The following is a 12493-nucleotide window of genomic DNA, read 5'->3' as shown; positions in this document are numbered from 1 at the left end:
CAGAAAAATAGAGATGAATCAAAAATTCAACCTATGCGCATAACGCCGCAGCGCACACACGAAAAAGCCCTCGACATTTCTACTGTATCGTTACAGATTGCATTCCTTAGGGAGGCGCGATTTTGGCAGGCGGCGGGCTTACGGCGCTTGAAAAAGCCTCTATAAGCGACACCAATTCGCGCGAGGCAGGCCTACAGGGATGGAAAACAACGGAAATTTCGGGCAAGCGGCGCCTGCGTCGCGCGAGCGCCCCACGCTGAAGACGATCGCCTTCATGACCGGCCTTGGCGTGACGACGGTGTCGCGTGCGCTGAAGGATGCGCCCGACATCGGGGCTGAGACCAAGGAGCGGGTGCGCATGGTCGCCCGCCAGCTCGGTTACCAGCCGAACAGGGCGGGTGTGCGCCTGCGTACCGGCAAGACCAACGTCATCGCCCTCGTCCTCAGCATCGACGAGGAGATCATGGGATTCTCCAGCCAGATGGTCTTCGGCATCTCCGAGGTATTGTCCGGCACGCCCTATCATATTGTCGTCACGCCGCATTCCCACAGCAAGGATCCGATGCTGCCGGTGCGTTATATCCTCGATACCGGCTCGGCCGACGGCGTCATCATCTCGCGCATCGAGCCGGACGATCCGCGCGTGCGGCTGCTGACCGAGCGCGGCATGCCCTTCGCCACTCATGGGCGCACCGATGCGGGTCTGACCCACCCCTTCCACGATTTCAACAACGAAGCCTTCGCCCACCAGGCGGTGGAGCGGCTGGTCAAGCGCGGCCGGCGGCGCATTGCCCTGCTGCAGCCGCCGAGCAAGCTCACCTATTACGCCCATATCCGCATCGGCTTCCAGACCGGCCTGCATGACTACGGCGCCGAGGAAGTGCCGCTGCGCATCAACAGCGATGCGCCGCTCGCCGACATCCGCGATGTCGTCGAGGTGATGATGCGCTCACCCAATGCCCCCGACGGCATCGTCTGTTCCGCCGGCAGCGCGGCAATCGCCGTCAATGCCGGCATCGAGGCTGCCGGCAAGGCGCTCGGCCGCGATCTCGACATGGTGTCGAAGCAATCGGTGCCGATCCTCAACTGGATCCGCCCGGAGATCATCACCGTCCAGGAAGACGTACGCCAGGCCGGCCGCGAAATGGCCAAAGCCGTCATCGCCCGCATCGACGGCGTCGAACCGGAGCTGCTGCAGAGCATCAGCCAGCCGATCTGGCCGGAGGGCGGGAAGTAAGTTGGGATTGGCGGAGGTGGACGGCTGATCTCAGCCTGTTTGAACCGCCTCCAGACCGCGCGGTGCGCTCCTCGCCAACTGCCCCAGCACCGCCGCGATCTTCGGGTTGCGTCCCTCGCCGCGCCGCGTGATGGCATGGATACCGCGATAGACCGGTGGCGCGAGCGGTTTGACGATCAGGCTTTCGCCAAACTCCCGAAGCGCCAGTCCCGGCATCACCGAAATCGAGCAACCGGCTTCGACAAGCGCAAACACCACTTCGAAACTGTCGCTGAAACCGTTGATGACAGGCTCGAAACCGGTATCGCGGCACGCTTGGCGCATCATCTGGCAATATGCGCTGGAGGCGACGTCGAGCGCCCAGCATTCATTCCTCAACTGTGCGAGGTCGATGACCGCCTCGGCTTCCAGCCTGTGGCCGGGGGGTAGAAGCACGAAGAGTTGGTCTCGGCACAGGAACAGCGGATCGACCGTGTCCGCCAAGGTATGCGGATCGAACGATATGTCGTCGGCAATGACGATATCGGCCTGCCAAGCTCTAAGCGCCGCGACCCCTTCAGCAGGTCCCATCGTCGTCATGACGATGTCGAGATGCGGATGGTCGAGCGCAAGCTGACGCATCGCAACCGGAATGAAGGATGACGCCGCCGAGGGTTGGGCGGCGATCCGGAGTTCACCCGCGACAATGTTTTGCAGCTCGGCAATATCGGTTCTGGCTTCCTCGACGACGGCAAATATCCGGTCGGCATGCAGGACGAGCCGCTGGCCGGCCGGTGTCAGCGTCACCCCTCGCCCGCGCCGCTCGATAAGTGCAATGCCGACTTCATCCTCGAGCTGGGCGATCTGTTGGGAAACCGCAGACGACGAAATGCCGAGCGCATCGGCGACCGCCGCCATCGTTTCGCGGCGTGAGAGTTCGCGAAGCGTGCGCAATCTGAAAAAGTCCAAACCCTGCTCCTCTCCAGCCGATCAATCAGCCAAAATTTCTAAACTATATTCTTATTTTAATTAAGTGGACCTGAAGAAAATCTCTTCCTAGCGTGGAAAATCGCAAACGGCCTGACTCGAAAAAAGCCAAGATGTTCCGCCATCTCGCAGCCAGTTACGGAGATATCGACAGAATGCAAGAAAGCAGCGTGCCCTATTTCAGCCAATGGGAAACACCGGGCATGACGCTGCCGGTGCTTGCCGAGGGGTCGCAGGCCTTGCTCGGCGATCCGCTCTGGCGCCATTCCGGCGCCGCGACGATCGAGGAATATGCGCGCTGGGCGGTCAATGTCTGCGGCATGGCCTGTTTGAAGATGATCCTGGCCGCCCGCGGTGAGATCCATCCGACCCTCGAGCTTGCCCGGGCCTGCACTAGATATGGCGGTTATGTCGTCAGCGAGATCGATGCCTCGATCAAGGGGCTGATCTACGCACCCTTCGTCCGCTTCGCCGCCGACCGATTCGCGCTGAATGCGGAGACGATGACAGGCGTCGAGACATCGGCCATTCCAAAGCTTCTATCGAAACGGCGCTTCTTCATCGCCTCTGTGCATTCGGGCATCCGCTGGCCGGAGCGCCAGCCACCTTCGAAGGGCGGGCATCTGATGCTGGTGACGGCAGCAAGCGACGAGACGATCCGCTTCCACAACCCGTCCGGCCATGATGAGGCGAGCCAGGCTGATGTGACGCTGCCGCTTGCCGTCTTCGACCGCTTCTTCGCCAATCGCGGCATATCTGTCGACGCCTGACCTTTCAACACCAGATCGTTTCGGAGGCTTGCATGACCCCTTCCCCAAACAGGCTGCGCATCGCCGTGCTCTTCGGCGGCCGCTCGGCCGAGCATGAGGTTTCCATTCTTTCGGCAACCAATGTCATGGGCGCGCTCAAGCCCGAGAAATATGATGCCATCCCCGTTTTCATCACCCGCGAGGGACAATGGCTGCTGAGCAATTTCGAGGACGGCATATTGGCGACACCGTCATCAGGCGTCGAAATCTGCCTCGTGCCGGGCGGACGCGGCCGGATGCTAGCGATCCCGGCCCATGGCGCGGCCCATGAATTGCCGGGGATCGACATCCTGTTTCCCGTGCTGCACGGCCTGCATGGCGAAGACGGATCGGTGCAGGGTCTGGCGGAGGTGGCGCGCGTGCCGCTCGCCGGCTGCGGCATTCTTGGCTCGGCCGCGGCGCTCGACAAGGACATCGCCAAACGCCTGCTCAGGGCGGCCGGCCTGCCGGTGGCGCGTGCCGTGACGGTGCGCGAGGATACTGCCCCCTCGCTGGCAGCTCTCGAAAGCGAGCTTGGACTGCCGCTCTTCATCAAGCCGGCGCGGCAGGGATCGTCGGTCGGCGTCGCCAAGGTCCATGCCAGCCAGGAATTCGCAGGCGCCCTTGCCGAGGCCTTCCGCCACGATCGGATACTGCTCGCCGAGGAGTTCGTTGCCGGCCGCGAGATCGAATTCAGCGTACTGGAGGATGCGGCCGGCGAACTCTTCGTCTCCCGGCCGGGCGAGATCGTGCCAGCCGAAAGCCATGGCTTCTACAGCTACGATGCCAAATATATCGACGAACAGGGCGCGGCGCTGAAAGTCCCGGCCGACCTGCCTGAGGAGGTCGAGGCCGCCATGCGCGACATGGCCGCGAGAGCTTTCCGGGCGGTCGGCTGCGACGGCATGGCCCGCGTCGATTTCTTCCTGACGGATGACATGCGGTTCCTCGTCAACGAGCTCAATACCATCCCCGGCTTCACCGATATCAGCATGTATTCCAAGGCGATGGCGGCAAGCGGCGTCGGTTACGCCGAGATCATCGACCGCCTCGTCGATCACGGCCTGGCGCGCGCCGGCCGGGCTGCCTGAGCATGAACAGGTCGGTCCTGATTTCAGGCTGTTCCGGCGGCGGGAAATCGACGCTGCTGGCCGAACTTGGCCGTCGCGGTCATGCGATCGTCGAAGAACCGGGCCGACGGATCGTCAGGCAGGAGCTAGAAAGCGACGGTACAGCCCTGCCCTGGATCGACATGGCGGCCTTCGCCCGCCGCGCCATCGAGTTCGCAACGGCCGACCACGCGGCGGCGTGCGGGCGGGCCGGCTGGACGTTTTTCGACCGAGGGCTGATCGATGCCGCAGCAGCGCTTCAGCATCTGACCGGGGAACCGGTCCTGGAAAGACTAAGCGCCCTCCACCGTTATAACAGCAGCGTTTTTCTCACCCCGCCATGGCCGGAAATCTACGTCACCGATCGCGAGCGGCGCCATGGCTTCGACGAGGCGGTCGCCGAATATGACCGGCTTGTCGCAATCTATCCGGCGCTTGGCTACGACGTCGTCATGCTGCCGAAAATCGCGGTCGCCGACCGGGCGGATTTCATCCTCGATCGACTAAAAACGAGGTAGCCGCCTCTCGGCTGCTTTCTCAAGGGGAACCTCAGCGCCTGCGGAAGACGCACCACTGAAACGACTGCCGGCCACCGCCGGGGGTCGTGTGCTCCTCGCGCCAGTCGCGTTGAAGCGCGAAGGCGGACGAGACTTCGCGTGCAAGAGCGGCCGCGTCGTAACGTTCGACCGGCAGGCCGCTGCATCGTTCCGGCCCGTCCGGTGCGAAAGAGGCAATGATCACGGCGCTGCCCGGCGCCGTGCCGGTTTCGAGTGCGCGGCGATAAGCCAGCCGCTGCTCGCGCTCGGTGAGGAAGTGAAAGACGGCGCGGTCGTGCCACACATCGTACTGACGTCCTGGTCGCCACACGGTGACATCTTCAATCATCCAGGCGATGCGGGCCGCCTCGTCCCCCAGCCGCGCCTTGGCAACATCGAGCGCCGGCGCAGCGATGTCGAGAACGGTGAGATCGGACCATCCGCGCTCGAGAAGACGATCGACAAGGCTCGATGCGCCGCCGCCGACATCGATCAGCGAAGCCGTGACCGGCAGTTGCAGCGCGTCAAGCGCCCGCAGGGAAGGCTCGGGCGTCGGCTGATACCAGCTGACGCTGTCGGCAGCTTTCGTGCGGTAGACCGCGTCCCAATGCTCCCGCTTCGCCTCCGTCATCCGGCATCCCCATTTTTGCAGCGCCCGATCCTGACCGATCAACATGTAAGGATTGAGACGTCTGCCTCCAAGCGCCGTTCCCATGACCATTTTATCAGGAAGCGGAATGACGATAAACGAGATCCGCGGGATCGGTTCGAGATGCCGTCGGATCGAGACGCGCCCCCAGCCGCTCCGCCACGGCAATCGAGGCTTTGTTGCCGGGGGCGATATAGCTGACGAGCGACGGCAGGCCGAGCGTCGCAAAGGCCCAGTCTCGTAACGTCATGACCGCCTCGGTCGCATACCCCCTGCCCTCATGGCTCTCATAGACGAACCAGCCCAGCTCCTTTTCCGGAAAGAGCGGCCCGTGATTGATCCCCACCTGACCGACGCATTCGCCGGTCTCGGCAAGGTCGATCATCAGCGCCCCGTGCCCGAACAGTTGCCAGAGCGCCACGTCGTGACAGAACATTCCCCAGGCCGCGCGCAGATCGAACGGCCCGCCCATCCCGGCCGACCGCGGCGAGGCCATGAGCCGCGCATAGGCGGCGAAATCGTCTATACTAGGCATGCGAAGTCTCAGACGCTCGGTTCGGATTTTTATCGCGCCGGTTTCGGACATGTCGTCGCCTCTGTCAGATGGGGTTTGGCGTTTCAAAGGCTGGGGCAAATTGCAGCATTCCGCTTGGCGTGGTCCCGCGGAAAACAATCCGTTGTACGAGCCGCCTATCGAAGTCGAGATACGTCAGCTGCCCATCGTTGCTGAAACCGACGCGGCTATAGATGTCTGGGTTGCCGATCAACGCACAGCCGGCGGCACCGCTCTCCTTCAACAGGTCAAATCCCCTGACAATCAACGCCTTGCCGATCCCCTGCCGCTGTCTCTCCGGTTTGACGGATATCGGACCCAGTCCGAACCAGCCACCATGCACGCCGTCGATCGTCACCGGCGAAAATGCGACATGCCCCAGGATCTCGCCTTCTTCTTCAGCAACCAGCGATATCGTCAGATCGCCCGCTGCGCGAAGCCTGCTGACAATCTCCGCTTCGGTACCATCGCTGTAGGGCATTGGCTTGAACGCTACCTCGGTCAGATCATGGATCGCATCGATATCCGCCGGTGTTTCATATCGGATGAGCATCTCGGTCAACTCCTCATGCCTGATCTACCGCGGATGCCGTGCAGTGATAGTCGAAAATCAGCAAGCCGGGTTCTTCCAGCGGCAATTGCGCCACGATCTGCCCTTCCGCGTTCAGCACCGCCGTCGGTCCCCAGGCGACGCGCCCGTCGCGCTCGCCCGTCACATCGGACGATATCATCCATAGGCCTGTTTCACGGCATCTCTCGGCGCGGACCACATTGTGCCGCTCCTTGAATATTTCCGCTTTATCTCGTGGCATCATATTGTTGGAGCAACATAAGATCAGGGATGCACCCAGCGCTTCGAGCTTTGCGGCCGCTTCAGGAAAGTTGGTGTCGTAGCAGATGTTTATACCAAAGCGCAGATCGCCGATCGCAAAGAGTGGACTCTCTTCCCCCGCTTCGAAGGCCTGTTCGCCACGCAGCAAATGGGCTTTCCGGTAGCGGCCGAGGAGAACGCCGCGTTCGACGACGATGGCTGTGTTGAACAATCGCCCGTCATCGATCTCGATCAGCCCCATGACCAGCATCGGTCCTGACTTCGGTAACCGATCCAGGACCGCCACGAACGCAGGCGATGCGAGATCGAGGGCAACGCGACGTGCCGACGGTTCATCGGTCAGGTAGCCCTGGAGAAACCCCTCGGGAAAGAGCAGCAAGGCCACGCCATCGGTCTCGGCCAGTGCTGCGATCCCAATGGCATAATCCAAGGCCGCCCCGACATTTTCCCGAAATTCCGGCGTCTGCGCAGCGGCTATCCGGATGCTTCCCACGTCGATCTCCCTTTCGAACGTCTCACCGCCTGAGCGGCCGAAGCTACGAAAAAGCCCGGCGCGACGGCCGGGCTCTTCCTTGATGTCTTCCCTCGGCAAACCTTAGAAGCTCGCAGCACCGCTGCCCCAGGGGCCGTGGTGGAAGTCCTTGCCATCCAGGCGGTCGAAGCCGTGGGCGCCGAAGAAGTCGCGCTGCGCCTGGATGAGGTTGGCCGTTCCCCTGCCCTGGCGGTAGGCATCGAAATAGGTGAGCGCCGAGGTCAGCGCCGGCACCGGCAGGCCGGCGGAGATGGCCGCGGCAACGACGCGGCGCAGCGCCGGGATCGATTCCTTGACCATGTCGGAGAAGGCGGGCGTGACGATCAGGTTGGCGGCATCAGGCGCCTTGGTGAAGGCCGAGGTGATCTCGTCGAGGAACTGCGAGCGGATGATGCAGCCGGCACGCCAGATCCTGGCAATCGTCGGCATCGGCAGTGACCAGTTGAACTCGCGCGAGGCCTCCGCCATCACCGCGAAGCCCTGGGCATAGGCGCCGATCTTGGCGGCAAACAGCGCCAGTTCCAGATCCTTGTTGAGTTCGGGGCCGTAAGCGATCGGGAAGGATGCGGCCTGCGTGCCGAAAATCTTTTCGGCGGCTTCGCGCTGCGACTTCATCGAAGAGAGGCTGCGGGCGGCGACCGCGGCCTCGATTGCCGTTGCCGGAATGCCCATGTTCTGCGCCTCGATCGCCGACCATTTGCCGGTGCCCTTCTGGCCGGCCTTGTCGAGGATCATGTCGACCATCGGCCCGCCGGAAACCGGATCGGTCGCAGCAAGCACCTTCTCGGAAATCTCGATCAGGTAGGAGTTCAGCCGGCCCTTGTTCCACTCGCCGAAGATGCCGGAGATGTCGGAGGCGCTCTTGCCGAGACCGTCGCGCAGGATGCCGTAGATTTCGGCGATCATCTGCATGTCGGCATATTCGATGCCGTTATGGATGGTCTTGACGAAATGGCCGGCGCCGTCATTGCCGAGCCAGGCAACGCAGGGCTCGTCATTGTAGCGGGCGGCAATCGAGGTCAGCACCTTCTCGACGCGCTTCCAGGATTCCTCGGTGCCGCCGACCATGATCGACGGGCCGTGGCGCGCACCTTCTTCGCCGCCGGAAACGCCCATGCCGATGAAGGTCAGATCCGTGTCCTTGAGGCGGTCGAAGCGGGCGACGGTATCGCGGAAATTGGCGTTGCCGGCATCGATCATGATGTCGCCCTTGGACAGATGCGGGCGCAACGCCTCCATCTGCTGATCGACGGCATCGCCGGCCTTGATCATGATGATGATCGGGCGCGGCGGCCGGATCGCATCGACGAACTCTTCGATCGTCTTGCAGGGAATGATCTGCTTTTTCAGATCGCCGGCGCTTTCGTAGAATTCGTCGGTTTTCTCAGGCGTACGGTTGAAGACCGCAATTTTATTGCCTTTCTCCGCGATGTTGAGCGCCAAGTTTGAGCCCATGACCGCAAGACCGATCAGTCCGATTTCTGCCTTTTCCACGACAAACCTCCGATGTGTCATTTGGACCGGTGTTGTGGCACTGTCTCGGTCAAACGGCAAGTCTCGCAAGGGTCTAATCGGTTCGCAAAAACAATGAAATGAAGCTTGCAATATCGCGACTTGTCCGACAACCGCTTGCGCCGGCTGATCGGCAACCAAGTTTTTTCGCGACCTGCCCTTGATGCCCTATCTGGTGGTATCATCGGCATTTCGGGAGATCTCGCCTTGGAATCGGGAAGACGAAAAGATACGGCCCTGCTCGCCGCCCGTGCCGGCCGCTACCGCGAATATGCGCCGTCGCCGCCGCTGCGGCGCCATTTCAGCCGGTTCTGGTCACATACGCTCCATGACGGACCGCCGGCACATGTGGCAATCGTGCCGGACGGCTATTGCGACCTCCTCTGGATCGACGGCCGGCTGGCCGTTGCCGGACCCGACAGGACGGCGGCCTTTCCCGTTCTCCGGCCGGACGCGACCATCATCGGCGCACGTTTTGCGCCGGGCGCCGCCGCGCCCTGGCTGAAGACGCCGCTCTCGGCGCTGGTCGGCTGCTCGGTGCCGCTTGCCGAAATCGGCTGGAAGGACACGGCCGAATTCGAGGCACGGCTTGGCGATTGTCCCGATCCCTCGAATGCCATGGCGCTATTCGCCCGCTTGCTCGAAGAGGCCGCGCGCGATACCGACGAACCGGCCCGGGACGCCGCGGTTATCTTCGCCGCCGCCGATGGCGGCCGTCCGGCGTCCGAGCTGCTCAGCCGGCTCGGCGTGAGCGAAAGGGAGTTGCGCCGCCGCTGCCACCACCATTTCGGCTATGGCGCCAAGACGCTGGAACGCATCCGCCGGTTCCAGCGTTTCCTCGATCTCTGCCGCAAGGCGGGCACGATGCCGCTTGCCCGCCTTGCGCTCGAAGCGGGCTTTGCCGATCAGGCCCACATGACGCGCGAGGTCGGCGAACTCTCGAGCCTGACACCCGCCGTCATTGTCGGCCAACTCGGCATGCCGAAAAGACCAGGCTGACCGTTTTGTTCAAGACGCCGCAGATCAGCCTGCTACGACAGCGAGACCCGATATCAAGGACCTGCAAGCCATGTCGACGATGCCCGCGAAAATCATCCACCAATCGATCGAGCGCGACTGGCGCGACGTCTACGACTTCGCCGGCAAGCCGGAGAACATGCCGCTCTGGGCCTCCGGCCTTGCAAGCGGCCTCGAGCCTCACGGCGCCGACTGGATCGCCGACGGCCCTCTCGGAACCATCAAGATCAGCTTCGTGCCCGGCAATGAATTCGGTGTGATCGACCACACGGTGACGATCGAATCCGGCCTCAGGGTCTATAATGCGCTGCGCATTGTGCCGAACGGCGATGGCTGCGAGGTCATGTTCACGCTGTTGCGGCTGCCCGGCATGACCGATGCGCAGTTTTCAGCCGATGCCGCCCATGTCGAGAAGGATCTCGCCATGCTGAAAGCCCTGATGGAGAGATAGATGACCGTCAAATCAGACAACAACGACCGCCGCATCGATTATGTCGAATTCAACGTCGCCGACATCGCCGCCGCCAAAGCCTTTTACGGCTCGGCCTTCGGCTGGCGTTTCACCGATTACGGCCCGAACTACTGCGAATTCGACGATGGCCGGCTGAAGGGCGGCTTCACCGATTTCGGCCCCGTGCGGCCGGGCGGCCCGCTGGTCGTCGTTTATGCCAGCAATCTGGAAGAGGTGCTGATCTCGGTCGAGAGGGCTGGCGGCACGATCGTCCGGCCGATCACCGATTTCCCAGGCGGCCGGCGCTTCCACTTCCTCGACCGCGACGGGTATGAGCTCGCCGTCTGGGCGGCCGCCTGAAGGCGGCCGATTGATCAGCCAGTTGGCCGCTGTCGATCGATATCCTCCATGACGAGCAGCGCGCCAATCACGGTACCGCCGGCATCGCGCAACGGCGACATGCGACAGCGCACCTGCCCTGATCCGCCGTTGCCGTCCGGACATTTATAGGCATAGTCGATCTGCTCACCGGCAAAGCAGGCGTCGAGCTTGTATTTGGCGCACGCGGCAAACAGCTCCTCTCCGATGAATTCGGAAAGATGGCGGCCGATAAGCTCCATCGGCTTCTTGTTGAGATGGGCGCAGTTGGCTGGATTGGAATAGAGGAAGCGATAGTCCTTGGTCAGCACCGCCACCCGGTCCGGCAGGCTTTCGAGGATCGCCGAATTGAGGAACTGGCCGTTGTCGGTATCCGGCACATAGGCCGGCGGCGGCTCGATGCGCACGTCCTGCGGCGACGGCACGCGCCAGTCCGGCCCATGCGTGCCGAAATAGCGGTCGAGCAGGTAGGAAAGGACCGTCGTGTGCTCGGCGACGCTGGCGCTGTCGTCGGCGTCCTGGCCGATCAGATGAGTCACAAACTGCAGCTGCATGTAGGCTTCGAGCAGATTGACCGCTTGATGGGCGAGGATTGCCTCGACCAGCGGCTCGACATGGCCGTCGAGCGCCGTGACGCGCTGATCGTCACCCAGGCGTATGGCTTCCTCTATCTGCGTGCAACGCAAGGAAAAAGCTCGAAAAAGCTCCAGCAAGACGCCCAACTCCCATTGGCCCAAGAGACATGTCCGAGACCTGACATGGCTGCATCTTTCGAAAAATGCGCCTTTCGGTAGACATTGTTCGCGTTTTGGTAGCGACGGGTACCATGAATTTACACTCAGTTTCAATCCGCGAGCACCTGCCGCTTTTCACCGCTGATAAATGGGGGTGGATATTCCTGGAGCATGTCTCGCAAAAGTGCGCCGCGGTTTTGCGATAACGACATGCGTCAAAACAAAGAAGCGCGAAGAGCGAATCCGAAAGATCGCGACGCGTGCTAGGAGTCGAGCGTCTGCTTGATCTGCCAGCGGTCATGATACCAGAGCCACTGTTCCGGGTATTCCCGCACCCAGCTTTCCACCTTGTCGTTGAGCAGTTGGGCCGCCGCCGGCAGGTCGAGATTGCCCTTGGCATCGCGCGGCATGTCCAGCCGCGGCTCGATTTCCAGCCGGTAGCGGTTGTCGGGCAGCCGGACGCAGCGCGCCGGATAGACCTCGCAGTCGAACTGGCGCACCAGCTTCGGCAGCAGCGGATTGGTCTTGACGTCGCGCCCGAAGAAAGTGCCCTTCAGCCCCTTGCGGAATTTCTGGTCGACGAGCACGCCCACGCCCTGGCCGGCTTCCAGCTGACGGGCGAGCGCAAAGGAGGAGCCCGCATGCGAGGGCACCAGCTTGCCCATCCGCGCGCTCCTGAAATCGAAGACCTTCTTGGCGACATAGGGATTGTTCGGCGGCCGGAAGAGCACGGTCACATGAAGCCCGAAGGCGGCGCCGGCCACCGGCAGCAGCTCGAAATTGGCGGTATGGCCGGTAAAGACGATGAAGGGGCGCGGATTGTCGCGCAGATCGAGGAAGATCGGGATACCCGACACCTCCACCCTGCCCGGCTCCGATTTTTCAGGGTCGTAGTCGAACAACTGGTCGAGGAACACGTATTCGGCCGCAAGCCGGCCCATATTGCCCCAGCTTCCGAGCGCGATCTCTTCGATCTCGGCCTCGCTCTTCTCGGGAAAGGCGTTGCGCAGATTGACGAGCATCAGCCTGTGGCGGCGTGTCCGCCGGCCGAGGCGGCGCATCATCCTGTCGGCGAAGCGAATCGCGCCATCAGCCGGAAACAGCTTCAGCACGTTTAGAAAACCGAACATCACCTGCGCCACCAGCCATTGCTGGAAGTGCCTGAGCGCCAGAACGATCCGGGTGATGAAGAGCTTCAC

Annotated in this window: 15 protein-coding genes; 7 read left to right on the top strand and 8 right to left on the bottom strand. The window is 62.4% G+C overall.

Annotated features, from left to right (window positions below; all coding sequences use genetic code 11):
• Positions 1 to 199: 199 nt before the first annotated feature.
• Positions 200 to 1237, top strand: coding sequence for a LacI family transcriptional regulator (locus BBJ66_RS19695; RefSeq protein ID WP_049731894.1), 1038 nt, complete (start codon positions 200 to 202; stop codon positions 1235 to 1237).
• A gap of 30 nt (positions 1238 to 1267) precedes the next feature.
• Here the strand turns inward: BBJ66_RS19695 and BBJ66_RS19690 are convergent, their stop codons facing one another.
• Complete coding sequence (locus BBJ66_RS19690; RefSeq protein WP_071089075.1) at positions 1268 to 2185, bottom strand: LysR family transcriptional regulator; 918 nt, start codon at positions 2183 to 2185, stop codon at positions 1268 to 1270.
• Between the two features lie 173 nt (positions 2186 to 2358).
• On the opposite strand from BBJ66_RS19690, the gene BBJ66_RS19685 reads away from it, so the two are divergent.
• The 3 genes from BBJ66_RS19685 to BBJ66_RS19675 are packed head-to-tail and all read left to right on the top strand — an operon-like array spanning position 2359 to position 4618.
• Entirely contained in the window at positions 2359 to 2973 is a 615-nt protein-coding gene (locus BBJ66_RS19685) for a C39 family peptidase (RefSeq protein WP_071089631.1), read from the top strand.
• Positions 2974 to 3005: 32 nt separating this feature from the next.
• Entirely contained in the window at positions 3006 to 4082 is a 1077-nt protein-coding gene (locus BBJ66_RS19680) for a D-alanine--D-alanine ligase family protein (RefSeq protein WP_049731892.1), read from the top strand.
• Between the two features lie 2 nt (positions 4083 to 4084).
• Positions 4085 to 4618, top strand: coding sequence for an AAA family ATPase (locus BBJ66_RS19675; protein WP_071089073.1), 534 nt, complete (start codon positions 4085 to 4087; stop codon positions 4616 to 4618).
• A gap of 31 nt (positions 4619 to 4649) precedes the next feature.
• Here BBJ66_RS19675 and BBJ66_RS19670 read toward each other — a convergent pair whose 3' ends face one another.
• The 5 genes from BBJ66_RS19670 to gndA all read right to left on the bottom strand — a co-directional run bounded on the left by BBJ66_RS19670 (position 4650) and on the right by gndA (position 8717).
• Positions 4650 to 5267: a class I SAM-dependent methyltransferase gene (locus tag BBJ66_RS19670; protein ID WP_049731890.1), complete on the bottom strand. Its 618-nt coding sequence runs from the start codon at positions 5265 to 5267 to the stop codon at positions 4650 to 4652.
• Between the two features lie 94 nt (positions 5268 to 5361).
• Positions 5362 to 5871, bottom strand: a complete 510-nt coding sequence (locus BBJ66_RS19665) for a GNAT family N-acetyltransferase (RefSeq protein WP_049731889.1) — start codon at positions 5869 to 5871, stop codon at positions 5362 to 5364.
• A gap of 13 nt (positions 5872 to 5884) precedes the next feature.
• A complete protein-coding gene (locus tag BBJ66_RS19660; protein ID WP_049731888.1) occupies positions 5885 to 6391 on the bottom strand; it encodes a GNAT family N-acetyltransferase in 507 nt (168 codons plus the stop codon).
• Between the two features lie 13 nt (positions 6392 to 6404).
• Positions 6405 to 7163, bottom strand: a complete 759-nt coding sequence (locus BBJ66_RS19655) for a carbon-nitrogen hydrolase family protein (RefSeq protein ID WP_049732041.1) — start codon at positions 7161 to 7163, stop codon at positions 6405 to 6407.
• A 102-nt stretch (positions 7164 to 7265) separates the two neighbouring features.
• Positions 7266 to 8717, bottom strand: coding sequence for an NADP-dependent phosphogluconate dehydrogenase (gene gndA / locus BBJ66_RS19650; RefSeq protein WP_190238023.1), 1452 nt, complete (start codon positions 8715 to 8717; stop codon positions 7266 to 7268).
• Positions 8718 to 8921: 204 nt separating this feature from the next.
• Between gndA and BBJ66_RS19645 the strand changes: the two genes are divergently transcribed.
• From BBJ66_RS19645 to BBJ66_RS19635, 3 genes are all read left to right on the top strand, one after another.
• The gene (locus BBJ66_RS19645; RefSeq protein ID WP_049732040.1) at positions 8922 to 9713 is read left to right on the top strand and encodes a helix-turn-helix domain-containing protein; all 792 of its coding nucleotides are present in this window, start codon (positions 8922 to 8924) and stop codon (positions 9711 to 9713) included.
• 70 nt (positions 9714 to 9783) lie between these two features.
• Positions 9784 to 10182, top strand: coding sequence for a polyketide cyclase (locus tag BBJ66_RS19640; protein ID WP_071089069.1), 399 nt, complete (start codon positions 9784 to 9786; stop codon positions 10180 to 10182).
• A complete protein-coding gene (locus BBJ66_RS19635) occupies positions 10183 to 10542 on the top strand; it encodes a VOC family protein (RefSeq protein WP_071089067.1) in 360 nt (119 codons plus the stop codon).
• A gap of 14 nt (positions 10543 to 10556) precedes the next feature.
• Here BBJ66_RS19635 and BBJ66_RS19630 read toward each other — a convergent pair whose 3' ends face one another.
• Both BBJ66_RS19630 and BBJ66_RS19625 read right to left on the bottom strand, forming a co-directional pair.
• Complete coding sequence (locus BBJ66_RS19630; protein WP_049732039.1) at positions 10557 to 11273, bottom strand: PAS domain-containing protein; 717 nt, start codon at positions 11271 to 11273, stop codon at positions 10557 to 10559.
• Positions 11274 to 11557: 284 nt separating this feature from the next.
• Positions 11558 to 12493 (bottom strand): lipid A biosynthesis lauroyl acyltransferase, encoded by a 936-nt coding sequence (locus BBJ66_RS19625; RefSeq protein ID WP_049731884.1) that lies wholly within the window; start codon positions 12491 to 12493, stop codon positions 11558 to 11560.

This window comes from Rhizobium sp. RSm-3 (assembly GCF_001854685.1).
In the GTDB taxonomy this organism is placed as follows: domain Bacteria; phylum Pseudomonadota; class Alphaproteobacteria; order Rhizobiales; family Rhizobiaceae; genus Rhizobium; species Rhizobium ecuadorense.
Note: the sequence above shows the minus strand (reverse complement) of the source record. Positions and strands in the feature narration are given on the sequence as shown.